The sequence below is a fragment of the Streptomyces sp. NPDC098101 genome (assembly GCF_044760185.1).
Taxonomy (GTDB): domain Bacteria; phylum Actinomycetota; class Actinomycetes; order Streptomycetales; family Streptomycetaceae; genus Streptomyces.
Window position 1 is genome coordinate 771,426 of sequence record NZ_JBIWAS010000004.1, and the last position, 25,868, is coordinate 797,293.

General features: G+C 75.2%; 22 protein-coding genes and 1 pseudogene. 8 read left to right on the top strand and 15 right to left on the bottom strand.

Annotated elements, in window-relative coordinates:
- The first annotated feature begins 40 nt into the window (after nucleotides 1-40).
- On the top strand, nucleotides 41-1,756 hold the full coding sequence (locus ACIQVI_RS21775; protein ID WP_403598757.1) for a hypothetical protein: 1,716 nt from the start codon (nucleotides 41-43) through the stop codon (nucleotides 1,754-1,756).
- 52 nt (nucleotides 1,757-1,808) lie between these two features.
- Here ACIQVI_RS21775 and ACIQVI_RS21780 read toward each other — a convergent pair whose 3' ends face one another.
- Entirely contained in the window at nucleotides 1,809-2,774 is a 966-nt protein-coding gene (locus ACIQVI_RS21780; RefSeq protein ID WP_351973015.1) for an NADP-dependent oxidoreductase, read from the bottom strand.
- Between the two features lie 134 nt (nucleotides 2,775-2,908).
- Between ACIQVI_RS21780 and ACIQVI_RS21785 the strand changes: the two genes are divergently transcribed.
- Entirely contained in the window at nucleotides 2,909-3,496 is a 588-nt protein-coding gene (locus ACIQVI_RS21785) for a helix-turn-helix domain-containing protein (RefSeq protein WP_351973013.1), read from the top strand.
- Nucleotides 3,497-3,509: 13 nt separating this feature from the next.
- Here ACIQVI_RS21785 and ACIQVI_RS21790 read toward each other — a convergent pair whose 3' ends face one another.
- From ACIQVI_RS21790 to ACIQVI_RS21825, 8 genes are all read right to left on the bottom strand, one after another.
- Nucleotides 3,510-5,972, bottom strand: coding sequence for an NB-ARC domain-containing protein (locus ACIQVI_RS21790; protein WP_403598239.1), 2,463 nt, complete (start codon nucleotides 5,970-5,972; stop codon nucleotides 3,510-3,512).
- 140 nt (nucleotides 5,973-6,112) lie between these two features.
- A complete protein-coding gene (locus tag ACIQVI_RS21795; protein ID WP_403598242.1) occupies nucleotides 6,113-6,706 on the bottom strand; it encodes an isochorismatase family protein in 594 nt (197 codons plus the stop codon).
- Between the two features lie 68 nt (nucleotides 6,707-6,774).
- Complete coding sequence (locus tag ACIQVI_RS21800) at nucleotides 6,775-7,671, bottom strand: hypothetical protein (RefSeq protein WP_403598245.1); 897 nt, start codon at nucleotides 7,669-7,671, stop codon at nucleotides 6,775-6,777.
- Nucleotides 7,668-8,870, bottom strand: coding sequence for a DUF2306 domain-containing protein (locus ACIQVI_RS21805; protein ID WP_403598248.1), 1,203 nt, complete (start codon nucleotides 8,868-8,870; stop codon nucleotides 7,668-7,670). The genes ACIQVI_RS21800 and ACIQVI_RS21805 overlap by 4 nt, the downstream gene beginning before the upstream one ends.
- A 148-nt stretch (nucleotides 8,871-9,018) precedes the next feature.
- Nucleotides 9,019-9,534 (bottom strand): PadR family transcriptional regulator, encoded by a 516-nt coding sequence (locus ACIQVI_RS21810; protein ID WP_163013870.1) that lies wholly within the window; start codon nucleotides 9,532-9,534, stop codon nucleotides 9,019-9,021.
- A gap of 57 nt (nucleotides 9,535-9,591) precedes the next feature.
- Entirely contained in the window at nucleotides 9,592-10,029 is a 438-nt protein-coding gene (locus ACIQVI_RS21815) for an STAS domain-containing protein (protein ID WP_403598251.1), read from the bottom strand.
- Between the two features lie 142 nt (nucleotides 10,030-10,171).
- Nucleotides 10,172-10,582 carry a nuclear transport factor 2 family protein gene (locus tag ACIQVI_RS21820; RefSeq protein ID WP_351973007.1) on the bottom strand — a complete coding sequence of 137 codons (411 nt, stop codon included), beginning with the start codon at nucleotides 10,580-10,582 and terminating at the stop codon, nucleotides 10,172-10,174.
- 81 nt (nucleotides 10,583-10,663) lie between these two features.
- Nucleotides 10,664-12,076, bottom strand: coding sequence for an aminopeptidase P family protein (locus ACIQVI_RS21825; protein WP_403598762.1), 1,413 nt, complete (start codon nucleotides 12,074-12,076; stop codon nucleotides 10,664-10,666).
- A gap of 175 nt (nucleotides 12,077-12,251) precedes the next feature.
- On the opposite strand from ACIQVI_RS21825, the gene ACIQVI_RS21830 reads away from it, so the two are divergent.
- Nucleotides 12,252-13,238 (top strand): LuxR family transcriptional regulator, encoded by a 987-nt coding sequence (locus tag ACIQVI_RS21830; protein WP_403598255.1) that lies wholly within the window; start codon nucleotides 12,252-12,254, stop codon nucleotides 13,236-13,238.
- On the opposite strand, the gene ACIQVI_RS21835 is transcribed toward ACIQVI_RS21830, so the two are convergent.
- The 5 genes from ACIQVI_RS21835 to ACIQVI_RS21855 all read right to left on the bottom strand — a co-directional run bounded on the left by ACIQVI_RS21835 (nucleotide 13,186) and on the right by ACIQVI_RS21855 (nucleotide 19,175).
- Nucleotides 13,186-15,261 (bottom strand): prolyl oligopeptidase family protein, encoded by a 2,076-nt coding sequence (locus tag ACIQVI_RS21835; RefSeq protein WP_403598258.1) that lies wholly within the window; start codon nucleotides 15,259-15,261, stop codon nucleotides 13,186-13,188. The two genes, ACIQVI_RS21830 and ACIQVI_RS21835, sit on opposite strands and share 53 nt — an antisense overlap.
- A 32-nt stretch (nucleotides 15,262-15,293) precedes the next feature.
- The gene (locus tag ACIQVI_RS21840; protein WP_403598261.1) at nucleotides 15,294-15,836 is read right to left on the bottom strand and encodes an FABP family protein; all 543 of its coding nucleotides are present in this window, start codon (nucleotides 15,834-15,836) and stop codon (nucleotides 15,294-15,296) included.
- Nucleotides 15,837-16,146: 310 nt separating this feature from the next.
- Complete coding sequence (locus tag ACIQVI_RS21845) at nucleotides 16,147-17,835, bottom strand: hypothetical protein (RefSeq protein WP_403598263.1); 1,689 nt, start codon at nucleotides 17,833-17,835, stop codon at nucleotides 16,147-16,149.
- Nucleotides 17,835-18,683 carry a hypothetical protein gene (locus tag ACIQVI_RS21850; RefSeq protein ID WP_403598266.1) on the bottom strand — a complete coding sequence of 283 codons (849 nt, stop codon included), beginning with the start codon at nucleotides 18,681-18,683 and terminating at the stop codon, nucleotides 17,835-17,837. The genes ACIQVI_RS21845 and ACIQVI_RS21850 overlap by 1 nt, the downstream gene beginning before the upstream one ends.
- A 60-nt stretch (nucleotides 18,684-18,743) precedes the next feature.
- Nucleotides 18,744-19,175, bottom strand: coding sequence for a hypothetical protein (locus tag ACIQVI_RS21855; protein ID WP_403598269.1), 432 nt, complete (start codon nucleotides 19,173-19,175; stop codon nucleotides 18,744-18,746).
- Nucleotides 19,176-19,602: 427 nt separating this feature from the next.
- On the opposite strand from ACIQVI_RS21855, the pseudogene ACIQVI_RS21860 reads away from it, so the two are divergent.
- The 5 genes and pseudogenes from ACIQVI_RS21860 (at nucleotide 19,603) to ACIQVI_RS21880 (ending at nucleotide 24,859) form a co-directional block, all read left to right on the top strand.
- A pseudogene (locus ACIQVI_RS21860) lies at nucleotides 19,603-20,478 on the top strand (ABC transporter permease).
- A complete protein-coding gene (locus tag ACIQVI_RS21865; RefSeq protein ID WP_351971898.1) occupies nucleotides 20,451-21,182 on the top strand; it encodes an ABC transporter ATP-binding protein in 732 nt (243 codons plus the stop codon). Before ACIQVI_RS21860 ends, ACIQVI_RS21865 begins: the two are co-directional and overlap by 28 nt.
- 188 nt (nucleotides 21,183-21,370) lie before the next feature.
- Nucleotides 21,371-22,402, top strand: coding sequence for an ABC transporter substrate-binding protein (locus ACIQVI_RS21870; protein WP_403598272.1), 1,032 nt, complete (start codon nucleotides 21,371-21,373; stop codon nucleotides 22,400-22,402).
- A complete protein-coding gene (locus tag ACIQVI_RS21875; RefSeq protein ID WP_403598275.1) occupies nucleotides 22,402-23,613 on the top strand; it encodes an LLM class flavin-dependent oxidoreductase in 1,212 nt (403 codons plus the stop codon). The genes ACIQVI_RS21870 and ACIQVI_RS21875 overlap by 1 nt, the downstream gene beginning before the upstream one ends.
- A gap of 100 nt (nucleotides 23,614-23,713) precedes the next feature.
- Nucleotides 23,714-24,859, top strand: coding sequence for an NAD(P)-binding domain-containing protein (locus ACIQVI_RS21880; protein WP_403598278.1), 1,146 nt, complete (start codon nucleotides 23,714-23,716; stop codon nucleotides 24,857-24,859).
- Between the two features lie 69 nt (nucleotides 24,860-24,928).
- On the opposite strand, the gene mltG is transcribed toward ACIQVI_RS21880, so the two are convergent.
- A complete protein-coding gene (gene mltG, locus ACIQVI_RS21885; protein ID WP_403598281.1) occupies nucleotides 24,929-25,789 on the bottom strand; it encodes an endolytic transglycosylase MltG in 861 nt (286 codons plus the stop codon).
- Between the last annotated feature and the right edge of the window lie 79 nt (nucleotides 25,790-25,868).

Consider the following 25,868-nt stretch of genomic DNA (forward strand, 5'->3'; position numbering starts at 1 on the left):
CGCGTAACGGGTGAGTCGGGCGTACGTTGGCGAGGTGGCCATGGAGACTGAACGGCCCCTCCGCGTTCCCGTGGGGCGGGACGCCGAGCGGTGGCGGACCTTTCCCGGCGAGCGGACGCTCGTCGTCGCCGCGCGGACCGTCGTCTCCACCACCCGGGTCCTGGAGTGCCTGCCCGCCGTCCTGCGCGACGACAGCCGGGTGAACGTCGTCTTCGCGTACGACCCCACCTCCGCCTTCAACGGCGGCGTCCTCGACCTGCTCCACGACTCCGGCTGCCGCGTGATGCCCTGGTCGCAGTTGGGCGACGTCTCCCCGGACCTCGTCCTCACGGCGAGCGAGAACGTCGACGTCCCCGAGGGGACGTGCCCCGTCCTCGTCCTCCCGCACGGGATCGGCTTCCAGAAGTACGTGCCGGACTCGCGCGCCGACCGCGTGCGGCTCTCGGGCCTGGTGCCCGACGCGCTCCTGGAGGCGGGGCGGGCGTGGCTCGCCACCTCGCACCCGGACCAGGACGAGCAGTTGCTCGCCGCGCACCCCAAGGCCGCCGGGCGGACGCTGCTGGTGGGCGACCCGTGCTTCGACGAGCTCGCGGCGAGCGCCGCGCTGCGCCCCGCGTACCGCTCGGCGCTGGGCGTCGGGGACGACCGGCGGCTCGTCGTGGTCAGCTCGACCTGGGGGCCGACCTCGCTGCTCGGCGAGCACCCGGACCTCCCGGCGCGGCTCCTCGCCGCGCTGCCCCACGACACGTACCGGGTGGCGGCGATCGTGCACCCCAACGTGTGGGCGGCGCACGGCGCCTGGCAGCTCCGGCGGAACCTCGCGGCCGCGCTCGACGCGGGCCTGCTGCTCGTGCCGCCCGCGCACGCGTGGCGCTCGGTGCTGCTCGCCTCGGACCTGGTCGTCGGGGACCACGGGTCGGTGACCCTGTACGGCGCGGCGCTCGGGCGGCCGGTGCTGCTGGGGGCCTTCGGGAGCGACTCGGTGCCGGGGACGGCGGCCGAGGTCCTCGGCCGGCACGCGCCGCGCCTCGCACCGGGCCGGGACGCGCGCCGCCAGGTGGAGGACGCGTTCGAGCCCGCCGCGCGCGCCGGGTACGCGGGGGTGGCGGAGCGGGCGTTCAGCGAACCGGGCCGGGCCCTGGTACGGCTGCGTGCGGTCCTGTACGAGCTGCTCCGGCTGCCCGAGCCGTCGTCGGGGCCGCCGCCGGTCCGGGCCCTCGCCCCCGTGCGGGTCCCGGCCGAGCCGGTCACGTCGTGGCGGGTGCGCACGCGCGTGGCGGTCCGGGACGGCGGGGCGGGCGCGGTCGTCGGGATGGAGCGGGTCCCGGCTGTGGTGGCGCCCGGCCACCGGCCGGAGCCCCCGGGCGTGTTCGAGCACCTCGCCTGCACGGACGCGGAGCGCGACCTGCGGACCGCCGAGAGCGCGTCGGTCGTCCTGGCCGCCGCGCCCGCCGCCTCCGGGGCGGCCGCGCTGCGCTGGATCGACGGGACCCTGGCCTCCCGGCCGGGCTGCCTCGCGGCCGCGGTCCCGCTCGGCGCGGGCGGCCACCTGGTGGGCCTGCGCGACGGCCGGGTCGTCGAGGCGACCGGGCCCGAGGGCGCGCACGGCCCCGAACGCGCGGCGGCGCTCGTGTACGCGTACCTGCGCGCCGGCCTCCCCCTGGCCGGGACGGCGTCCCTGCGCGTCGACGGCCGGCCCGGCGAGGACTTCGTCCTGCGCGTCCGCGCCGTGGAGGGGACGACGGGGCGCGGCTGAGCGGGAGACGGCGCCCTGCCCGGGGGTCTCGTCCCGGGGCGAGGCCCCCGGCTCAGGCGTGGTCGTCTTCCGTCACGCGCAGCACGATCTTCCCCTGGAGGTGCCCCCGTTCGGCGCGGAGGTGGGCCCGGGCCGCCTCGCGCAGCGGGAAGACGGCCTCGATGCCGACCCTCACGCGGCCGGAGTCCAGGAGGGCCGCCAGTTCGGCGAGTTGCCCGCCGTGGGAACGGACCTGCCGGCCCCCGACCGTGACGCCGAGCGCGGCCGCGCGCTCCGGGTCGTACTCCCCGAAGAAGACCGGGGCGAGGTGGCCGCCGCGGCGCACCAGGGGCAGGAGCCGGTGGCCGTCCGGGCCGCCGACCGTGTCGACGAGGAGGTCCACGTCGCGCACGGCCTCCGTGACGTCGGTCCGCGTGTAGTCGACGAACCGGTCGACGCCCAGGTCCTTCAGGAAGGTCTCGTGGCGGCCGGAGGCGACGCCGACGACCGTCCCCGCGCCGGCGACCCCGGCCAGTTGCACGGCGAAGTGGCCGACCCCGCCGGCGGCGCCGTTGACGAGCACGGTGCACCCCTCCCGGAGGCCGGGGTGTTCGAAGAGGAGCTGGTACGCGGTGAGGCCGGCCATCGGTACGGCTGCGGCCTCCTCGTGGCTCAGGGAGGCGGGCTTGCGCGCGAGGTGGGCGGCGGGCGCGGTGGCGTACTCGGCGTAGGCCGCCGACCGGCCGGGGAAGTTCACCAGACCGAACACCTCGTCGCCGACCCGCCACTCGGTGACCCCCGCGCCCACGGCCGCGACGGTCCCCGAGAGGTCCGAGCCCGGGACGAACGGCAGCGGCCGGGCCGGGCGCACCGCTTCGGGGATGTCCACGAAGCCCCTGCGCGCGTACCGGTCGGGCGGATTGAACGCGGCCGCGCGCACCCGGACCAGGACCTCGCCCGGCCCGGCCGCCGGCCTCGGGACCTCCTCGTGCACCAGTCGCTCCGGCCCGCCGAAAGCGTGCACGCGCACGGCCCGCATCGTCTCCGCACCCATGGTGTTCGTCCCCCGTCGTCATGCCACGTGCTCCGCCCGATAGGATCCCGACAGGATGCGGAGCACTGCTCCGCTTAGTAAACGGAGCAGTGCTCCGCTTGTCAACGCGAGGGATTCACATGCCGGATGAGCCGATGCGGCCGGGACGGCGGGCCGACGCCCTGCGCAACCGGGAACGCATCCTGGAGGCCGCCGCCGAGGTCGTCGGCGCGGAGGGCACCCAGGCCTCGCTGCGGGACGTGGCCCGCCGTGCCGGAATCGGCCTGGGGACGCTCTACCGCCACTTCCCCACGCGTGACGATCTGCTGGAGGCCCTGCTGCGCACCGGTTTCGACCGTCTCGCGGCCCGCGCGGACGAACTCCTCGCCGACGACCTGCCGCCCGAGCGGGCGCTGTCCCTGTGGCTCGGCGAGTTCACCCTCCGGTCCGGCTCCTTCCGGGGGCTTCCGGCATCGCTGATGGCGACGCTCGGCGACGAGGAGTCCGCCCTGCACGCCTCCTGCGCGGCGATGCGCGCGGCGGCCGGCCGGCTGCTGCGGGCGGCCCAGGACGACGGGCGGATCCGGCCGGACGTCGACGGCACGGACCTCTTCGCCCTGGCGAACGCGGTCAGTTGGGCCGCCGACCAGGCTCCTTCCCTGGCCGCCCGGCGCGAACACCTGCTCGCCCTGGTCCTGGACGGCCTCGCCCGTCCGGAGGCGTCCTAGCCGCCGGCCCCCGCTACTCGCCCTCCAGAGCGCGCAGGCGTGCCCGCAGGGCCGGGGCGAGGGGGCTGCCGCCCTCCTCGTGGATGCCGGCGGCGCGGTCCAGCCAGCCGGGGACGTCGGCGCGGCGCAGGCCGGTGCGTTCGGCGACGTCCGCGAGGGCGACGAGGGCCTGGGCCTCGTAGTGGGTGGCCCGTGCCGCCCGGAGGGTGGCGGCGGCGTCCTCCAGGACGCGCATCGCCTCCCAGGGGTCGCCGAGGTGGTCGTGCGCGACGCCGAGGGCGGCCGTGGCGCGGGCCGCCATGCGCGGGTCCCGGCACTCCGTCAGCATCCGGTGGGCGTCGTTCAGGGTGGCCAGGGCGGTCACGTGCTGACCGGCGGCGTCCTGGGCGCAGCCGAGGAAGTACGTGGCGATGGCCGCGCCGCGCGCCTCCCCCGCCCGGGTGTTGAGCTCCAGGGAGGCGCGGTAGGAGGCGACGGCGCGGGCCGGGTCGTGCCGGTCCCAGTACCGTCCGTCGAACTCGCGCACCGAGGCGCTGACGACGGCGTCCCCGGCGACCTCGGCGCAGGCGAGGGCCGCGTCGAGCTCGGTCCGGGCCCGCGCGTCCTCCCCCAGGTCGAGCAGGGGCCGGGACAGCAGGCTGCGCAGGCGGGCCTCGGCGGCCGGGGCGACGGCCGTCGCCGCGGCGGCGGCACCCAGCGCGAGGGACTCCCGCCACGGACCGAGGGCCCGCCGGTGGAGGAAGAGCACGCTGTACGCCTCGGCCAGCTGCCACACGGGGGTGTCCAGGCCGCCCCGGGCGGCTCCGGCGCGCAGGACGGCGAGGACGTCGGCGCTCCGGCTCTCCAGCCAGGCGAGCGGATCGGCGCCGGTGGGCCCGGCGAAGGGGTTCGGGGCCTCCGCCAGGAGCGCCCCGAGGTCGGCGACGCGCAGCCTGTCCTCGCGGATCGCCCGGTCGGCGAGGGCCGTGAGGAGCAGGTGGTGGGTGAGGACCCGGGCGACGAGGGCGGACTCCGCGCCGGGCGGCTCCTCGGCGTCGGCGCGCTCGCGGGCGTGCAGCCGGACCAGGTCGTGCATGTGGAATCGGCCGTCGGCGGTCCGCTCGATCAGGCCGTCACCGGCGAGGCGGCGCAGGAGCGGGGCCGTCCCGGCGGGCGGGGCGTCGAGGGCGGCGGCGGCCGACTCGACGTCGAAGGTGGCGCACGGGTACCGGCCGAGGCAGCGGTAGAGGCGGGCGGCGTCGGGCGGAAGCAGGCGGTACGTGGGGTTGAGTACGGCGGACATGGAGTGCTCCTCTCCCAGGGACAGGGCGTCGAGCCGGCGGTTCTCGTCGGCCAGCTCCCCGGCCAGGTCGGCCGCCGTGAGCGAGGGGTCGGTGGCGAGGCGGCCCGCCACGATCCGCAGGGCGACGGGCAGGCCGCCGCACAGCTCGACGAGGCGCTCGGCGGAGTCCGGGTCGGCGGTGATCCGCTCCCCGCCGTGCTCGGCGAGCAGCCGCAGGGCGCCGGCCGGGTCGAGCGGTTTGAGGGCGAGGATCCGCGCCCCGTCCAGGGCCAGTTCGCCGAGCGCCGACGTGCTGGTGACGAGGACGGCGCTGCCGGGGCCCTTGGGCACGAGGGGCCGGACCTGGGCCGGGTCGCCCACGTCGTCCAGGACGACGAGCAGGCGCCGGTCGGCCGTGCGGGTGCGGAAGAGCGCGGCCCGCTCCTGGAGCGAGTCGGGCATGTACGTGTCGAGGACGCCGAGTCCGCGCAGGCACATGGCCACGGCCTCGGAGACGTCGCCGCCGGACTGTCCGCGCAGGGCGGCGAAGTCCACGTACAACTGGCCGTCGGGGTAGCGCTCCCGGGTGCCGGCGGCCCAGTGCCAGGCGGTCGCGGTCTTGCCCACGCCGGGCAGCCCGTGGAGGACGCCGATGCCGACCGGGGGCGTCCCCGGGGCGGGCGGGCCGAACCAGCGGTCGAGTTCGGAGAGGTCGGCGGTGCGGTTGACGAAGGCGGCGGTGAGCGCGGGCACCTGGTCGGGGCGCGGCCGGGGGGCGGGGGGCTGGGGCACGTAGACGTTGATATCGCCGTGGACCGGCGATCCCTGGAAGACCGGGCCGTGGTTCACCCCGGCGCTGACGTACGCGACCGTGCCCGGCGCCCCGAAGGCGGCGACGATCTCCTGGAGTTCGGTCACGGCGGCCGGGTCGTCCCGGAGGGTCCGGAGGAACCTCTCCCGCCACCGCTCCTCGATCGCGGCGGCGGCCGCCTCGTCCCCGGCGGCCCGCGCGGTCGCGACCTCGTGTCCGGCCGCCTCCAGCTCGGCGACGACCTGTTCCGCGTCCCGGTCGGCGCCCTCCCGGGTCCCCCCGTCGGAGCCCCGTCGGCGGAACAGGCGCCAGTCCCGCGCCTTCGCCTGCTCCCAGAGGTCCGAGACGACGAGCCCGAGCACGGTCGTCGCTCCCGACATGGCGAGCACCGTCAGCTCTTCCACCGCTCCCCCATCGTGTCGCGCGGGACGCCGACGAGGCGTCCCGGCTCCACCGTAGAGAGATCGACAAGCCTTTGAACAGCCCGCTCGCCGTCGTTCCGGGACGAGTTCGTGGCGCGTTCCGCTCGCTCGGGGCGGGGCGGTCAGGCCTTTCCGGGGGCCGTGAACGTGACGGCCGCCGCCGGTGCGGTGATCTCCGCGTCGCTTCCGAGGGCGTACGCCGCGACCCGTGAGGCCGTCGCGGCCGGGATCGTCCCGGCGATGCCGGGTGCCGCCGGGACGTCCTGGGTGGCGTGCGCGTCGTACGGCACGACGACGCGGTAGCCGCGGGCCAGGGCCGTGCGGGCGGTCGCCTGTACGCACATCTCGGACATGACCCCGCAGACGGCGACCGCCCGCACGCCCGCGTCGGTGAGGACGCCGCCCAGGGGGGTCCGCCGGAAGCCGTCGTCCTCGGGCTTGCGGATCACCAGTTCCAGGGGGCCCGGTTCCACCGGGTGGTGCAGCTCCCAGCCGGGGGTGTGGGGTTCGTCCTCGGAGCCGGGCGGGCCGTCGTTCTGGAGGTGGACGACGAGCGCCCCGTCCCGCCGGGCCCGGGCGATCAGGTCCGCCGTCCGGTCGACGAGCCGTTCCGCCGCGGGCACGGCTCCGGCGCCGGTGACGAACGCCGACTGCACGTCGACGACGATCAGGGCGTCGACGGGCGGGATCTGTGCGGGCTGGGCGCTGTCGGTCATCCCGTCATCCTCGTCCCCCACCGGGCCGTGCCGCCACGGGATTTCGGCCCGGGAGACACGGCGGGCGGTCAGCCGTCCGTCGTGCGGGACGCCCTGGTCAGGAGCCACCGGCCGGAGGCGCCCATCACCAGGAGGCCGGCGAGCAGGGCGACGAGGGAGGCGCCGGGGCCCGACGCCCAGTCGACCTCCGGGGCGTGGACGGCGAGGACGACGGCGGCGGCGAGGGCCACGGACGGCACCGCGAGGAGGGCCGGACGGAGGCGGGTCAGGTCGTCCTCGACCAGGGAGGCGAGGACGCCGACGCCGAGGGCGAGCGCCCACACCCCGAGGCCCTGCGCGTCGGCGCGGTTCACCGTCCAGGGCACGAGCGGGCCCCAGAAGGCGGGGAAGGCGAGGAGTCCGGCCCCGATGCCGAGCCAGCCGGAGCCGAGCACGGCGAGCGGCGGCTTCGACCAGCCGGGCAGCGGGGCGGCGGGCTCCCGCCGGCCCGCGTCCGCCGGCCGGGCCCGCACCCGGTACTGCGCGACGAGGCAGCCGACGGCGCCGAGCGCGAGGACGCCGAGGGTGGCGACCCAGCCGAGGCTGAACAGGACGAGGAACAGCGGGCCGCCCTTCGCCGCCCGGAGGCTTCCGCCGTTCAGCAGGCTCACCGCGAAGAGGCCGACGAGGACGGTCGCGAGCGGCAGGACGAGGCTGCGGACCTCCTCCCAGAGCCGGGCCCGGCCGACGGTGAGGAGGGCGGGCGCCACCCCGGCCATCGCCGCGCCGACGAGGCCGGGGCTGAGCGCCTCCGGGGACACCCAGGCCCCCGCCGCGTATCCGGCCAGACCGGTGACGGCGAGCAGGGCGCCGACGGTGAGGCTGATGCCCCCGACGACCTTGCTCAGGACCACGACGCCGGGCGAGAGTTCCCGGCCGCCGGGCGTTCCCCGGTCCGCGGCGGTCCGTTCTCCGGTGGTGCTCATGCCCGTTCCCCTTCTCCTCCGGTGACCGGTACGGGAACCGTGGGGACGGGGGCCGGTCGCTCCCCCCGCCGCTTCACGGCCTCCCGGGCGTGCAGGATCCGCAGGCTCACCACCGTGACGGCCGCGTACGCGAGGACGCCGCAGCCGATGCCGACGCCCGCGATCAGGGCCGTCGGCCGGTCGAGGCCGAAGGCCCGCTCCAGGACCGGGGCCGCGACCGCCGAGAACGCGGGGGCCAGGCACAGGGCGGCGAGGTGCAGGGTCCACTCCTCGGCGGCCCAGAGGGACCCCCGGGCGCGGGCGCGGGCCGCCCGCACGGCGATGACGGCGTACATCACGGCGTACGGGACGAGGTACGCGAGCAGGAGCCGCCTTCCCGCCGTGCCCCCGTCGAGGAACGGGACGGCGAGCAGGGCCAGGCCCGCGGCGCCCGCGAGGTGGACGGCGACCAGGACCGGCGCCGGACACCAGGTGCCGGTCAGGCCGGGGACGGCGGTGCGGTGGTCGAGGGCGCGGGAGGCGAGCAGCGCGCCGAAGGAGACGAGCGCGCCGAGGTGCATGATCGCGACGCGGTTGACGTCGAGGATGTCGAGCCCCGGGTGGAGCCGGGGCAGCGCGCCCCATTCGAGCCGCAGCAGCGGAGCGGTCATCAGGAAGCCGTAGCAGAGCAGCATCCAGCGCTGGTGCAGGTCGGGGAAGCCCCGGACGGCGGCCAGGACGCCGAAGGTCACGCTGCCGACGGTGCCGACCAGGATGGTGGCGAGGACGATCCAGAACGCGGCCCCGCTGAACGCCTCCTCCGGCGGGGTGCGCACCAGGTAGAGGGCGGCGCCCGCCATCGACGCGTAGACCGTGACGGCGAAGACGGTTCCGGCGGCCCGGTGCAGCCGGATCCGGCGCCGGACGGCCGAGAGGAGCTGCACGGGCCCGAGGAGCATCAGGAGGCCGCCGAGGACCGAGTGGACGATCAGCGGGACCAGGCTGCGTGCGTACGGTTCCGTCCGGTCGCGGACGGCCTCGGCCACGAACTCCGGCGAGACGGTCCGGCCGAGGACCCATTCGCCGAGGGCGGGCGCGCCCGGTCTCGCGTACGGCCAGAGTTCGGTCACGGCGATCGGCGCGTACGCCAGGCAGACCACCGTCACCGCGAGGGCGGCCGCCCGGCCCCGCCTCGTGCTCGCCGGACGTCCACGTTCCACGGCGGTTCCCCCCTGTCGCCGTCCCCGCGCCCATGTACGCGATAGTCCTGTCTGGACCATGGAGGGACTACGGAGGAAGGTAGGGCCGCCCCGGGGCGGGGTCAACCGGTCGGTAACAACAATCCGCGACGGGGGTCCGCGGCGGCCGTCAGGGCTCGCGGCTCTCGACCCACTGCCAGAAGTCGACCATCATCCGCTCGTAGCGGATGCCGAACTCCAGCGCCTCGCGCTGTCCGCGCGTCAGCAGTTCGCCCACGTCGCGGGCGAGTTCCTCGTACGCGTCGAGGGTCCGCCGGTGCTCGTCGACCTGGACCGGGGCGTGGACGCGGGGACTGGCGCCGAACCACAGCTTGAGGATGCCGCGTTCGCGGGCCTCGACGGGGACGAAGGCCGGGTCGGCGAGCCAGTCGCGCAGGGCGGCCGCCCCTTCTCCGGTGAGGCTCATCAGCCGCCGGTTGCGGCCTCCGGGCTGCCGCACCTCCGAGAGCAGCCCCGCCTCCAGAAGCCGGTCGCACTGCGCGTAGACCTGCGCGTGGGGCATGGACCAGAACGGCGCCACGGTCCGCGCGGCCTCGACCTTCACGTCGTACGGAGTGGCCTCGCCCAGCTTGTCGATGATGCCGAGCACGAGGTAGGAGGGCGTGGTCAACCGGACTTCAGACATGCGGCGACCGTACCCCGGGGCCCCTTCCGCCCGGCGGGCCCGCGCCACGGCCACCGCTCACGCGGCGGGGCCCACCGCCCCCGGCCCCGGTTCCGGTCCCGGCCCCAGCCCGGGAGCCCGTTCCCGCCGGGGCACGGGCACGCCCGGCAGCACGGTCTCCGGCCGGAGGAGGTCGCCGAGGGCGGTCAGGCGGATGAGCCGGAGGATCCAGGGCTGGTCGCAGAGCAGCCGCCAGCGCCTCCCCCGCTCGCGGGTGCGCTCGGCGCAGCGGGCCAGGAGGCCGAGTCCGGTGGCGTCGCAGAAGGTGAGCCTGCGGACGTCGAGGGTCAGGTCCCCGGACCCCCGGGCCAGGGCGTCGAGTTCGGGGCGCAGGTGCCGCACCAGGACGAGGTCGAGCTCGCCCCGGAGCGCGGCGACGGTGAGTCCGTCGGCCGAGCGGACGACGAGATGCGGTTCATGCGGTTCATGCGGTTCGTGACGGGTGATCGGCTGCACAGGCCCCTCCACCGGTTGGCTCCACGTGTCGGGTCGAGCCTGACCGATTCCCGTACGGAAGGGATGTTTCCCCCGTTCCGTCATCACCTGAATCGGTGAAAATCCGGCCCGGATCCCCTCCGCCCGGCATCGGGCCGGCCGTTCAGCGCCCGTCCGCCGCGAGGGCCGCGGCGGCCTCCTCCTGGATCCGGCCGAACTCGGCGCCCATGGCGGCGGCGAGCGCCTGGGCGGCGGAGAGGGGACGGACCATGACGGTGAACTCGTCGATCCGCCCCTCCTCGTCGAAGTGGAGGAAGTCGCAGCCGTTGATCTCCTTGTCCCCGACCTTCGCGGTGAAGACGAGGGCGTGGTCGCGGCCGTCCGCGCCCTCGATCTCGCGGACGTACCGGAAGTCGGTGAAGACGCGGAGGACCCCGCGCAGGATCGCGGCGGTGAGGGCCTTGCCGGGGTACGGCTTGAAGGCGACGGGGCTGGTGAAGACGACGTCCTCGGCGAGCAGGGCCTCGACGGCGTCGAGGTCGCGGTTCTCCACGGCGGTACGGAACGGGTGCACGGCGCGACTCCCTAGACAACTAGTTGATTAGGTGCAGGATCAGCTAACCGCATGGCACGCGCCCGCGTCCAGGGAACGCGGTCAGCCGGCCACCCGCGCCATCCACGCCTCGACCTCGTCCGCCGAGCGCGGCAGACCCGCCGACAGGTTCTCGTGGCCGTCCCCGGTGACCAGCAGGTCGTCCTCGATGCGGACGCCGATGCCCCGCCACTCCTCGGGCACGGTCAGGTCGTCGGGCTGGAAGTACAGGCCCGGCTCGACGGTCAGGACCATGCCCGGCGCGAGGAGGGCGTCGACGTACTCCTCCGTGCGGGCCCGCGCGCAGTCGTGGACGTCCAGGCCCAGCATGTGGCCGGTGCCCGCCATGGTGAAGCGGCGCTGGAGCCCGAGGGCGTACGCGCGGTCCACCGGGCCCTCGACGAACCCCCACTCGACCAGCCGGGCCGTCAGGCTGCGCTGCGCCGCCTCGTGGAAGGCCCGGTAGGGGACGCCCGGCTTCACCGCCGCCATCCCGGCCTCCTGCGCCTCGTACACGGCGTCGTACACCCGGCGCTGGACGGGGGTGAAGGTGCCGTCGATCGGGAGGGTGCGGGTGACGTCGGCGGTGTAGAGCGTGCGGGTCTCCACTCCGGCGTCGAGGAGGAGCAGGTCGCCGGGGCGGACCGGTCCGTCGTTGTCCGTCCAGTGCATGATCGTGGCGTGCTCGCCGGCGGCGCAGATCGAGCCGTAGCCGACGGAGTTGCCCTCCAGGCGGGCCCGGCGGAAGAAGGTGCCCTCGATCCAGCGCTCGGAGGTGGCGACCGCGCGGGAGAGCTCCGCGACGCAGTCGGTGAAGCCGCGCACGGTCGAGTCGACCGCCTTGCGCAGCTCGCCGACCTCCCAGGCGTCCTTGACGAGCCGGAGGCCGCTCAGCGCCTCCTCCAGCTCCTCGTCACGCTTCTCGTCGGTGGTGACGGCCGCTTCGAGGGCCGGGTCGATCCCCCGGACGATCCGGGTCGGGACGCCGGAGCCGGCGGCCAGGTCGGCGGCGGCGGTGCGGACGTCGCGGCAGGGCAGCCCGAGGACGGCGCCGGACTCGGCGAGGGAGGGGCGGCGGCCCGTCCACAGTTCGGCCGTGTAGCCGAGCCAGAACTCGTCGTCCTCCCGGCTGTCGCGGGGCAGCTGGTAGCAGTACGCGTCGTGGCCGCCGCCGGGGCGGGGTTCGAGGACGAGGGCGCCGTCGCGGGCCCGGTCGCCGGTCAGGTGTACGTAGCCCGAGTACGGGCGGAACGGGTAGACGTCGTCGTTGGAGCGGTACTTGAGGTTGCCCGAGGGGACGACCAGGCGCTCGCCGGGGAAGAGCGCGGAGAGCGCGGCGCGGCGGCGGGCCGCGTACGGGGCCTGCTCGCCGGGTGCGAGCCCCTGCCGTTCGGTGTCCGCCCATCCCGTCCTCATCAGGGCGGAGAGCTCCTCGGAGACGCCTTCGTAGAGACCGTTCTTGCGACCCTTCGCCACGTCCTGCTCCTTCTTCCGGTTCTTCGGGTTCTTCGGGTTCTCGTCGGGGAGGTGCACGGCCGCCGGACGTCGACGGCCCCCGGACGGTACTGCGCCCGGCGCCCGCCGGTGGCCGGGGTCCGCCAGTGGCACGGATCGGCCACCGCGAGGTGCGGCGGGCGCCGATAATGCGGTCATGGCGAACGACGCGAGGCTCGGCGAGGCGCTCCGGCTGCTGGGGGTCGGGGAGGGGGCCCGGCGGCTCTATCCGCGCCTCCTGGAGCTCGGGCCCGCGCCGCTGGACGCGATCGGCGCGGCGGCCGGTCTGACCGGCGACGGCCTCGCGGCGGCGTACGGCGAGCTGGTCGACGCGGGGCTCGCGAGCGCCGTCGCGGACGGCGGGGACCCGGTGGCGCCGGTGCCCCCGGCGGCGGGTCTGGAGATCCTGGGCCGGCACCGGGCGGCCGAGCTGGACGAGTCCCGGATCACGGTCGGCGGGGCGTTCGAGGCGTTCCGTCGGCAGAGGCTCGCGGCGTACCACGACGACCTGGTGGAGGTGGTGACCGGGGAGGCGGTCGGTCCCCGGATGCGGCAGGCCTGGGCCAGCGCGCGGCAGCAGATCCGGCAGCTGGACTCGCCCCCGTACTTCCCGCTGCCGGGCGCCACCGAGGACGCCCTCGCGACCCTGGCGCGCGGGGTGACGCAGCGGGTCGTCTACTCGCAGGCGTCCCTGGAGTTCCCGGGGCAGCTGGAGGAGTCGATCGAGCCGTGCGTGGAGGCGGGCGAGCAGGCGCGGGTGCTGCCGTCGGTGCCGGTGAAGCTGCTGGTCATCGACGAGGCGTACGCCCTGGTGTCGCTCTCCATCAGGGAGGCCGACGTCCACAACAGCATGGTGGTCGTGCAGCCGTGCGGCCTGTTCTCGGCGCTCGTGGCGCTCTTCGAGCAGACCTGGCGGAGCGCGCTGCCCCTGCACGGCCGCTCGGTGCGGCCGGCGGGGCTGCTGCCCGCCGACCGCCGGCTGCTCCGGCTGCTCGCGGCCGGGGCGGGCGACGACGTCGTCGCCCGGGAGCTCGGGGTCAGCCGCCGTACGCTCTTCCGCCGGATCCAGGTCCTGATGGCCCGGCTCGGTGCTACGAGCCGGTTCCAGATGGCGCTCCAGGCGCAGCGCTCGGGGTGGTTGTGACGCCGCCGGGGGCGGGCGTGAGGTTCTTCCACAGGAAGGTGTGCAGGAGGGCGCTGTTGTGGGCGGCCTGTTCGTTGTCGCCCGCGCCCGCGTGGCCGCCGCCGGTGTTCTCGTGGAACAGGACGGGGTGGCCGAGCTCCCGGAGCCGCGCGGCCGTCTTGCGGGCGTGGCCGGGGTGGACGCGGTCGTCGCGGGTCGAGGTCGTCAGGAGGACGGGCGGGTAGGCCCGGTCCGCCTCGATGCGGTGGTACGGGGAGAGGTCCCGCAGGTGCGGCAGGTCGGCCTCGTCGTCCGGGTCGCCGTACTCGGCGATCCAGGAGGCGCCCGCGAGGAGCTTGTGGAAGCGGGTCATGTCGAGGAGCGGGACCTGCGCGACGATCGCGCCGAACAGCTCGGGGTACCGGGTGAGCATCGCGCCCATGAGCAGGCCGCCGTTGCTGCCGCCCACCGCGCCGAGCCGGTCCGGGGTGGTGATGCCCCGGGCGACCAGGTCCTCGGCGACGGCCGCGAAGTCCTCGAAGGCGCGCGGCCGTTCGGCGCCGAGCGCGGCCTGGTGCCAGCCGGGGCCGTACTCGCCGCCGCCCCGGATGTTGGCGACGACGTGGGTGCCGCCGCGCTCCAGCCAGGCCAGGCCCCGCACGGCGCCGTAGGAGGGGGTGAGGGAGACCTCGAAGCCGCCGTAGCCGTAGAGCAGGGTGGGGCCGGGGCCGGTGGCCGTGCGGTCGGGGCCGATGACGAAGTACGGCACGCGCGTGCCGTCCCGGGAGGTCGCGAAGTGCTGGGCGACGCTCAGGCCTGTCGTGTCGAAGCGGTCCGGGGCCTGCTTGAGGACCTCCGCGTCGCCGCCGACGCTCCCCCGGTGGAGGGTGGAGGGCTGGAGGAACCCGGACACGTCGAGGAAGTACTCGTCGGAGACGTCCGGGTCGGTGTCGACGACGTCGACTGCGGAGAGGGGCGGGACGCCGACGAGGGGCGCCCGGTCCCAGGGGCCCGCGTCGGTCGGGGTGAGGACCTCGATGCGGGTGGTGACGTCCCGCAGCCTCTCCAGGATCAGGTGGTGGCGGGTCCAGGCGTGCCCGGCGAGGGCGGTCCGCTCGTCGGGGGCGAAGAGGACCTCGAAGGTGCGGTCGCCCGCGAGGAAGGCGTCGAAGCCGAACGCGAGGAGGGAGCCGCTCGGCTGCCCCAGCCACGCGGACCTCGGGGTGACGATCAGGTGCCGCCGGTGGGCGTAGACGACGGCGTCCTCGGGCACGTCGATCCGCACGGGCGTCCCGTCGGGCTCCAGGAGGTACGTCTCGCCGCGGAAGAAGTCCAGCGAGCGGCCGACGAACTCCCGCTCGTAGCCGGGGGTGTCGTCGCGGTAGCCCCAGGCCGACACGTCCCCGGCTTCGGCCTCGAAGACCGTCGCGGCCTCTTCCAGGGGGGTGCCGCGCCGCCAGCGGCGGACCGTGCGGGGGTAGCCGGAGTCGGTCAGGGAGCCCGGTCCGGTGTCCGTGCCGACGAAGACGGTGTCGGCGTCGATCCAGCCGATCTGCGTCTTCGCCTCCGGCAGCCGGAAGCCGTCCGCGACGAACTCCTTCGTCCCCAGGTCGAACTCGCGGACCACGGCGGCGTCGGCGCCGTCCCGCGACAGGCGCACCAGGGCCCGGTCGTGGTCGGGCCGGCGCACGGTCGCCCCGTCCCACACCCACTTCTCGTCCTCCTCGGCGGCGAGCGCGTCGACGTCGAGGAGGACCTCCCACTCGGGCCGGTCCTTGCGGTACTGCTCCAGGGTGGTGCGCCGCCACACCCCGCGCACGTGCTCGGCGTCCTGCCAGAAGTTGTAGAGGTGCGCGCCGCGCCGGGTGGTGTACGGGATGCGGTCCGAGGCGTCGAGCACCTCCCGCAGGCGCTCCTTCAGCGGGGTGAAGCCGGGATCGGCGGCCAGGGCCTCCGCCGTCTCGGCGTTCCGCTCGGCCACCCACGCGAGGGCGGCGTCGCCGGAGACTTCTTCCAGCCACAGGTACGGGTCGTCATCGCTCACCCCCGTATTGTGCGCGACCGGCGCGCGCGGCCTCAGGCGGTCCGGTGGAGCCGTGCGCCCAGGTGGTGCTGGAGGGGGCGGCCGACGGCCGCGAGGTCGTGGACGAAGTCGAGCGTGTCCGGGCCGGCGAGGGTGTAGCGGCGGCGGGTGGCGTCGACCCGCTTGGCGGTGGGGGCGAGGGCGACCTCGTGGGTGGCGAGGTCGACCGTGCCGCCGTCCGCGCGGCCGACGGAGATCTCCGCGATGCCGGTGGGCTGGGTGATCAGCGCCTCGACGCGCCCCTCCGGCTGGAGCCGCCACCAGCCGCTCTCCCGCGCCGAGGGCCGCAGCGGGGCGCCGTCCCCGTCGACCAGCCAGGCGCGCGCCTCGTAGTGGAGGAAGGGCCGCCCGTCGTGGCTGAAGACGACCTCCTGCTCGTACGCGAAGTCCTCGTCGAGCGACGGATATCCGCCCTTCCCCCGGCCGGTCCAGACCCCCAGCAGCCCGAGGACCGGCGCGAGCAGGGGGTGCGGCACGGGCACCGCGTCCGGCCGGAGGGCGTCGGGGTAGGGGTGGGTCCGGTCGCGGTCGGTCATGGGGGTGCTCCTGGGTCGTGGCCTGTGCGGTTCGCAGCCTAGGGCCTGCCCGGCGGCGCGCCGGAACCGGCGCACGGCGACCGGGCGGGGTCCGGCTTACGTTCCGTGTTCTTCCGTGGCCTCGGGGCGGGGTCGCCGGCCGGGGCGCGGACCGTGCGCCGTGGCCGGGCTCGGATCGCACGCGCGCCGCAGTCCGTGCGGCCGACGCCGGGGCCGGGTGGCACGCGGGAAGGACCGGACCGTCCCCGGCCGCCCCGGGCCGGTACGGGGCGGGGTCGTGACGCGGACGTGCCCGCTCGTGGAACGGGGGTCATCCGTGCGCGGCGACGCAGCGGGCGTCCGCCTCTCCCCCCGCGCAGAAGATTCCGTGCGGCCGGCCCGCCACGGTCATCCACACCGCGCTGTAGGGCGCCCGTCGCAGCTCGACGACCGCGTTCCGGCGGTAGCCCTCCTCGTCCGGCCTGTTCGTCGTCTCCAGGCGGCCGCGGAGGACTCCCCCGGCGGCGGGCGTGAGCTTCCCCGTGGCCCTGCCGCCCCACTCCGGCCCGTTGTCGCAGGGCGCCGGCTCCGTGGCGCAGTCCTTGTACAGACGCCACCGGTAGGTGAACCGTCCCTCGGGGTCGATCACGATGTTGCCGTGGCCCCAGCTCCAGGTCCCCACGAAGGGCGCGAGCCCCGACGGCCGGTCGAGTGCGGGCCGGGCGCCGTAGCGGCCGATCCAGAGACGCGTCGGCGCGGGTTCCTCGCTGCCGTCGGGCGCGGATCCCTCGCTGGTGTCGGGCGCGGCTCCCACGCCCAGCGCGATGACCGTTCCGTCGAGTTCGGCGGCGCCGTCCAGGCCGTAGACCTCGTGGAAGAGGTTCTTCCCGGTCGGCGCCTTGGTCCAGCGCCGGCCGTCCGCCGACGTCCACAGGGCGCCGACGGACTCCCCGTGGAGGGCGTCGAAGGCCCGGCCCGAGGCGATGTAGCCGCCGGTGACGGCGCTCACCCCGCTGACGGACTGGAACTTCCTCGGGACGACCCCCTGATCGGGGAGGCGGCCCACGTCCATCGGCTCACCGGCGGTCCACGTCTCCTCGCCGCCCCGGCTCCAGAAGGTGGACACGTACAGGCCAGGTTCCTCGTCCGTGCTCTCGGGGTGACTGATCAGGACGCTGCCACGGGGACCCGTCGCCCCGGCGCCGTTCAGCTCCCCCCTGAAGAGCTCGGGACGGCTCTTCCAGGTCGTGCCGTCGGCGGAGGTGAGGACGACGCGCTTCGACGTGAACGCCTTGTCGGTGCACTGCGCCGACACGACGAAGCCGTGTGCGTCGGCGAGGACCGACACCTCGGGTTCCAGCTTCGGTGACGCCGGACAGGGCACCACGTGGGGCTGGCCGAAACCCCCTCCCTTCCCGGCGGTCCACAGACGCAGGGACTCTCCCCGGTAGGAGTCGTCGGAAGGCTGCTCCTCGCCGAACGGTCCGCCGTCGTGCGCGACGACGACGCTGCCCCGGGGGCCCCGGGCCAGGCCCAGCACCTCGTCGGACGGGCCGCCGCCGGCCAGGATCTCCGCGGGGCCCCACTTCCCCTTCCCGGTGGACCGCCACACGGCCGGCACGGTCGTGCCGGCGTTCGGCGCGTTGCCCGCCAGGGTGGCGCCGTCGGCGGTCGCGGCGACGTGGTCCACGAACGCCGCCTCGGGGCCGGTCTCGTACCAGGTCCGGCCGTCCCGGGAGCCGTAGAGCCCGCCCGTCCTCCGGTACGGAACGCCCAGGACGAGGAACTCCGTCGAGGTCGCGGTGACCTGGAGGGGCCGCAGGCCGTGGAAGACGTACGACGTGTCCTCCTGGGGCACCCGGACCCACTGGATGGTCGCGGGGTCCGGCTCGCGGTCCTTCCGGGAGTCCCCGGATCCCTGGCACGCCGGCACCAGGAGGAGGGCCGCCGCCACCGGGGCCAGGAGCCGTCCGCCCCGGCGGGTCCGGGACCGGCCCCGCGCGGCCGGTGCGGCGCGCATCAGCTCTTCCCCGGGCAGCGCGGTGACGCCGCCGGCAGATGGCGGTATGCCCCGTCCGGGTCCTGGACCACGCACAGCGGGTCGGCGGCGGTGGTGGCGGTGTAGCGGAAGGGCTTGCCGTGGTCGTCCAGGACGACCTCCCCCTTGGACCCTCCGCTGCTCCAGTGGACGACGATGCGGAACTCGGTGTCGTACTTCATGGTCTTCGGGCTGATGACGAAATGTTCCGCGTCCCCCTCCTTGATGGCGTACGGCCATCTCGTGACCCTCTTCTGCTCGGCGTCCGGACGGGGGTCGGGCACGGGCACCAGGGGGGCGCCGTCGACGTCGAGGTCGACTTCGAAGGCGCGGACGGGGACGTCCGACGCGCAGACGGCGGCCAGGTGCGGCCCCTTGAGGGGCGGGCGCCGGGAGACGATCACCGTGCGTGCCCCGGTCAGGACGAGTTCCTCCTGCGTGGTCCCCTGGAGGACGACCGTGATGACGCTTCCGTCGGCCTGGACGCCGCCACGGGGGAACGCGCGCACCATGGGCAGGCCCTCGGCTCCGACGTCGAGGCCGGGCACGACCGCCGAGTCGCCGCATTCCCAGTTGTTCGTGGTGGAGTCGGCCACGGCTTCGGTCCTCACCTTGGCGTCGGCGGTACGGAGCGGCCCGGGATCGTCCTGCCGGAGGGCGAGGACGCCGCCCACCGTCGCGAGGACGGCGAGGACGGGCAGGCCCGCGAGGAACAACCACCGTTTGGACGGCGAGGAGTCGACCAGGGTCCCGATCTGGACGATGCCGCCGTCGACCCTCCCCCTGACTTCGTTGCGGGTGCCGGAGTCCTCCTCGCGCCGCGGGTCCATACGTCTCGCCTCTCCTCGTCGGTGGTCACTCCTCGTGCGCGGGCGCGCGGCTGCGGGAGGTCATTCGTCCGTTCGTCCGCCGGCCGGGTGCGGGGCGTCGCCGAAGGTGTCGCGGGACTGCGTCAGATCGCCCCGCACCGTCGAGTTCTCCACCGAGTTGGAGACGCCACCGGGGTACGGGGCCCTTCCGCGAGGACCCCGCCCGGCCGTCACGTCCCGTGCCTGGAGGACCGCCCCCTCCACCGTCGCGTCGCGGACGACGTTGACGACGTCCCCGTGGTGCCCGGCGGGCGGACCGGAAGGGGTCCGGCGGGTCTGCACCGTTCCGTAGGCGGCGAGCGCCAGGCCGGCGATTCCCACGAACACCCCGATGACACTGGCCAGACGATCGGCGGACTCCAGACCGGAACGGACGAAGAACACCCCCAGGGCGACCAGGCCGATGCCGCCCAGAACCGCCCCGGCCCATGCCCGTACACGCCGCGATGCCACAGCGCCCTCCCCGTTCGACGAGCTCCGGCGGCCATTCTGGCCCGGCCGTGGCTCCGCTGTTCCGCGAACGCGCCAATTGGCTTCGCCTCCGGCCGCGTTCGTCCGGTCGCCGGGCGCCCCACCGGTGCGAGGGGCACGGCCGCACCCCGTTCCGACCGGCGGGACGGCGCGTCCACCCTCCGAGACGCCGTTGACCCGGTGCGGGGTGGCCGCTACGTTCGCGCCATGTTGCGTACAGCCCTGCTCACCACGCGCGGTCACATCGACCTGCTGCGGGTGGCCTCCGCCGCGTGTCGCCGCGGCCGCTGACGCCCTTTCACCGTTCTTCGCCCCCTCCTGACGCCCTGATCGCCGTGTGCGCGCGCCCGTTCCGCGCCCACGGGCGCTGACGCGTACCCTCGCCGCCCCCTCCCTCCCGGAGTCCGTCATGACGGTCGACCATGCCCCACCCCCCTCGGCCCCTGCCGCGCCCGACATATCGGTTCTGCCCGATCCGGACGTCGAGTCCCTCACTCCCGCACGGGGGCCCGGGCGCGGCTTCTCCGTCCCCCGCTGGCTGCGCCGGACCGTGGGACCGCTGCTGCTGCTCCTCGGCTGGCAACTGTCGAGCTCGGCCGGGGTGTTGCCGGCGGACGTGCTCGCCTCGCCGGGGACCATCGCCCGGGCGGCCGGCGAGCTGATCGGGGACGGCACGCTGCCGCACGCGATGGGGGTCTCGCTGCGGCGGGTCGCCGTGGGCCTGCTGCTCGGCGGGGCGGTGGGGATCGCGCTCGCCCTGGTCTCCGGGCTCTCGCGCCTCGGGGAGGACCTCGTCGACGCCCCCGTGCAGATGCTGCGGACGGTGCCCTGAGTCGGGCTCATCCCGCTGTTCATCATCTGGCTGGGCATCGGGGAGGCCCCGAAGGTCGCGCTCATCGCCCTGGGCGTCGCCTTCCACCTCTATCTGAACGTGTACGCCGGGATCCGGGGCGTCGACGCCCAACTCGTCGAGGCCGGCGAGTCCCTGGGGCTCGGCCGGTGGGGCCTGGTCCGGCACGTCGTCCTGCCGGGCGCGCTGCCCGGCGCCATGACCGGTCTGCGGTACTCGCTCGCCACCGCCTGGCTCGCGCTCGTCTTCGGCGAGTCGATCAACGCCGACGCCGGGATCGGCTTCCTCATGAACCAGGCCCGGGAGTTCTTCCGCACGGACGTGATCGTCGTCTGCCTGGTCGTCTACGCCTTCCTCGGCCTGCTCGCCGACGCCCTCGTCCGCACTCTCGAAAGGCTGCTGCTGCAATGGCGACCGACCTTCACCGGGCAGTGACCGTCCAGGGTCTCACCCGCTCCTTCGACGGCCGTCCCGTGGTCGACGGGCTCGATCTGACCCTCCACGCCGGGCAGTTCACCGCGCTGCTCGGGCACAGCGGCTGCGGCAAGTCCACGCTGCTGCGCGTCCTGGCCGGGCTCGACCGGGAGATATCCGGGACCGTCCTCGTCCCGCGCCGCCGCGCCGTCGCCTTCCAGGCGCCGCGCCTCATGCCCTGGAAGAAGGTCTGGCGCAACGTGCTGCTCGGGCTTCCGGGCAAGCCGGGCCGGGAGGTCGCGGAGAAGGCCCTGTCCGAGGTCGGCCTCGGCGAGCGCTCGGGCGCCTGGCCGAAGACCCTCTCCGGCGGCGAGGCCCAACGCGCGTCCCTCGCCAGGGCGTTGGTACGGGATCCGGACCTGCTGCTGCTCGACGAACCGTTCGGCGCGCTGGACGCGCTCACCCGGATCAAAGCACAGCGCCTGGTGGCCGAGCTGTGGCAGCGGCGCGGCTGCACGGTCCTGCTCGTCACGCACGACGTGGACGAGGCGCTGCTGCTCGCGGACCGCGCGCTCGTGATGCGGGACGGCGTCATCGCGTACGACACCGCCGTCGACCTGGACCGGCCCCGCTCCCCCGGTGATCCCGCGCTGGCCGCGCTCCGCACCCGGCTGCTCGCCGAACTCGGCGTGGAGGAGGGGGAGTCGACCGGGAAGGCGGCGTGACCTCCGCACCTCCCCCGCCCGCCCGCGCGCGTCTCCCGGCCCCGCCCTCGCACCTCCCCCGATCCCGCCTTCGTACGTGCCCGCCGCCCCCTCCGTACGCCTCCGTAGGTCCCCATACGTCCCCGTGCATCTCCCTGCACCCCTCTGCATCCCCTGCGTCCCCCTGCGTTCCCGAGGAGAGAACCCCCGTGAAGTCCTTCCGTCTGTCCGCCGCCGCCCTGCTCGTGCCGCTGGCCCTCCTCGCCTCCGCCTGCTCCGGCGCCTCCGCCGCCGGTGAGGGCTCGAACACCGACGGCAAGGGCTCCCTCGTCCTGAACGTCGGCGACCAGAAGGGCGGCGCCGAGGCCCTGCTGCGCGCCGCCGGTGAACTCGACGACCTGCCGTACCGCGTCACCTGGTCGACGTTCACCTCGGGACCACCCCTCCTGGAGGCGGTGAACGCCAAGGCCGTCGACATAGGATCCGTCGGCAACACCCCGCCCGTCTTCGCCGCCGGCGCCGGCTCGAAGATCACCGTGGTCGCCGCGAGCCACGGCGACCCGGCGGGCGAGGCGGTCCTCGTCCCCAAGAACTCGCCGCTGCGCACCGCGCGCGACCTGAAGGGCAAGAAGGTCGCCGTCGCCCAGGGCAGCTCCGCCCACTTCCAGCTCGTCGCCGCGCTCGCGAAGGCCGGGCTGAAGCCGTCCGACGTCCAGGTCACCCTGCTCCAGCCGGCCGACGCCCTGGCCGCGTTCACCACCGGCAAGGTGGACGCCTGGGCCGTCTGGGACCCGTACACCTCGCAGGTCCTGCTCAGCGGAAAGGGCCGGATCCTCACCGACGGACGCGGGACCGTCAACGGCCTCAACTTCCAGGTCGCCGCCCCCTCGGCGCTCGCCGACGAGGAGAAGGCGAAGGCCATCGGCGACTTCGTCGAGCGGCTGCGCCGCGCCCAGGACTGGGTGTACGAGCACCCCGAGGAGTGGGCGACGGCCTGGGCGAAGGAGACCGGCCTGCCGTACGAGGTGGCCCTGGCCTCCGTGAAGCGCAGCAACGGCACCCGCGTCCCCGTCGCCCTCGACGAGGCGGCCATCGCCTCCGAGCAGAAGATCGCCGACACCTTCGCCGAACTCAAGCTGATCCCCAGGAAGTTCCGCTTCGCGGACTACGTGGACACCCGTTTCAACAAGGACCTGCCGCCGTCGACCACCGCGGCGCGCAGCTACGGAAAGGCCTCCTGATGAGCGTCCATCTGCACTGGTTCCTGCCGACCGGCGGCGACGGCCGGACCCTCGTCGACCGGCACGCCTACACGGACGGCGGGATCACCCGGAACCGGACCGTGTCCGGGGTGCGCGCGCCCGACATCGACTATCTGGTCCAGATCGCCAAGGCCGCCGAGCAGTTGGGCTTCGAGGCGGTGCTGACCCCGACCGGCACGTGGTGCGAGGACGCCTGGCTGACGACGGTCGCGCTCGCCCAGCACACCGAGCGCCTGAAGTTCCTGGTGGCGTTCCGGCCGGGGGTGATCTCGCCGGTGCTCGCGGCCCAGATGGCGTCCACGTACCAGCGGATCACCCGGGGACGGCTGCTGCTCAACGTGGTGACCGGCGGCGACTCGGCCGAGCAGCGGCGCTTCGGCGACCACTTGGACCACGACCGGCGGTACGCGCGCACGGCCGAGTTCCTCTCGGTGGTGCGGGGCGTGTGGGGCGGGCGGCCGTACGACTTCGAGGGCGAGCACTTCCGCATCGAGGGCGGACTCACGGCCCTGCCGCCGGACCCGCTGCCCGAGATCTTCTTCGGCGGCTCGTCCGAGGCGGCCGGGCCGGTGGCGGCGGAGCACGCGGACGTGTACCTGACGTGGGGCGAGCCGCCGTGGCAGGTGAAGGAGAAGATCGACTGGATCCGGCGGCTCGCGGAGGAGCGCGGCCGGACGGTCCGGTTCGGCATCCGGCTGCACACCATCTCCCGGGACTCGGCCCGCGAGGCCTGGGCGACCGCCGACCGGCTGCTCTCCGACCTCGACGCCGAGACGGTCGCCGCCGCGCAGGAGCTCCTCGGCCGCAGCGAGTCGGTCGGCCAGCAGCGGATGCTGGCGCTGCACCGGGGCGGCGCGCTCGACCGCGACCGGCTGGAGATCTCGCCGAACCTGTGGGCGGGCGTGGGGCTGGTGCGGGGCGGGGCCGGGACCGCGCTCGTCGGCAGCCACGCCGACGTCGCGGACCGGATCGAGGAGTACCACGACCTCGGGGTGGAGCACTTCGTGCTGTCGGGCTATCCGCACCTGGAGGAGGCGTACTGGTTCGGCGAGGGCGTGACGCCGGAGCTGGCCGCGCGCGGACTGCTCCCCTCTCCCCCGGCCTCCCCGCTCCTGGGCGTCCCGGCGGCGAACGGGCGTCCGGCCTCGGCGCCGGGCGGCGCCCCGCTGCTCGTGCCCGGCGGCCGGTAGGAACCGGCGGCGGTCGTCGGAGGCCGTCGGGGGCCGCCGGGGCCGTCGACCGGGGCGGGGACGCGGGAAGATCCGCGCCCCCGCCCCGGTTGGTAGAAGCGTGAACGATTTCGTGAGGGAAGAAGCGGCGGTCGGGGAAGCCCGCGCGGTGGACGTCGTCGTGATCGGCGCCGGACAGGCGGGCCTCTCCGCCGCCTTCCACCTGCGGCGCACCGGCCTGGAGCCGGACCGGGACTTCGTCGTCCTCGACCACGCCCCGCGCCCGGGCGGCGCCTGGCAGTTCCGCTGGCCCTCCCTCACGTACGGCAAGGTCCACGGGATGCACGCGCTGCCCGGGATGGAGTTGACCGGCGCGGACCCCTCGCGCCCCTCCTCCGAGGTGATCGGCGCCTATTTCGACGCGTACGAGCGGACCTTCGGCCTGCGGGTCCACCGGCCCGTGGACGTCACCGCCGTCCGGGAGGGCGAGGGCGGCCGGCTGCGGGTGGAGACCTCGGAGGACGTCTACGCGACCCGGGCCCTGATCAACGCCACCGGCACCTGGGACCGTCCCTTCTGGCCGCGCTACCCGGGCCAGGAGACCTTCCGGGGCCGTCAGCTGCACACCGCCGGATACCCGGGCCCGGAGGAGTTCGCCGGCGCGCGGGTGCTGGTGGTGGGCGGCGGGGCCTCCGGCACCCAGCACCTGATGGAGATCGCGGAGGTCGCCGCCGACACGTTCTGGGTGACCCGGCGCGAGCCCGTCTTCCGCGAGGGGACGTTCGGCGAGGCGGAGGGCCGGGCGGCCGTCGCGCTCGTGGAGGAGCGGGTGCGGCGCGGACTTCCCCCGAGGAGCGTCGTCTCGGTCACCGGCCTCCCCCTCAACGACGCGATCCGGGCGGCCCGCGCGCGCGGGATCCTGGACCGGCTCCCGATGTTCGACCGGATCACCCCGACCGGGGTGGCCTGGGACGACGGCCGGAGCGTCGACGTGGACGTGATCCTGTGGGCGACCGGCTTCCGGGCCGCGATCGACCACCTGGCCCCGCTGCGGCTGCGGGAGCCGGGCGGCGGCATCCGGCTGGAGGGCACGCGCGCGGTACGGGACGAGCGCGTCCACCTCGTGGGCTACGGCCCCTCGGCCTCGACGATCGGCGCCAACCGGGCCGGGCGCGCGGCGGTCTCCGGCGTCCGGCGGCTGCTGCGCCGCGAAGGGGACCGGGACGGCACTCGCGAAGGGGACCGGGCGGCCGTGCCCACCGGTTGATCCGTCCCCGTCGGCCGACGGATTTCCGCCTGCTGACGCGTTCGCGCCGACCGACGGGTTCCCGCCGTCTCAGGGTCTGCCCGACCTCCGGTTGGCGTTGAACTCGGCCACGTTCGCCTGGTGCGAGGCGTAGTCGGCGGTGAAGCGGGTGTCGCCCGGGGCCACCGTGACGAAGTAGAGCCAGTCCCCGTCCGCCGGACCGACCACCGCGTCCAGGGCCTGCTCCCCCGGGTTGCCGATGGGGGTCGGCGGCAGCCCCTTGTGCGCGTAGGTGTTGTACGGGCTCGTGGAGCGGGTGTCCTCGCGGGTGGTGTCCACGGTGCTGCGGTCGAGCGCGTAGTTGAGGGTCGAGTCCATCTGGAGGGCCATGCCCCGGGCGAGCCGGTTGTGGACGACCCGGGCGACCTTGGCCATGTCGTCCGGGTTGTCGGCCTCGGCCTGGACGATGCTGGCCGCGGTCACCGCCTCGTACACGCTCATCCCGTGGGCCTTGGCGCCCTCGGCGACCTTCGCGGTGCCGAACCGCTTTCCGGCCGTGTCCACCATGAAGCGCAGCAGTTCCTCCGGCGTGGTGGTGGAGAGGACCGGATAGGTGGCGGGGAAGAGGTAGCCCTCGGGGTTGCCGCGGGCCTCGGCGGGCAGCGGGAGGGCGGTGCCGGGCGCGGTCGCGGTCTTCCGGGCGGTGCCCCCGGGCAGTCCGAGGGCCCGGTCGACGGAGGCGTAGACCTGGGCGGAGCGGCGGCCCTCCGGGACGAGCAGGGGGCGGGGCCGCTCGGCGGCCGGGCGCTCGTCGCGGGCGAGCAGCAGGGGGACGGCGACCGCCGCGGCCACGGCGAGGACGGCCCCGAGGAGGAGCACCAGCCGTCCTCGGCGGGTGAGCCGGGGGCGGGGGCGGTGCGGGGGTGCGTACGGTGTCGGCCGGTACGTCATGGCCGCACGCTAACCCGGCCCGTACGGGAATCCGGGGAACCCCGCACGCGACGGCCCCGTACGGCGGCCGGGCGCCCGC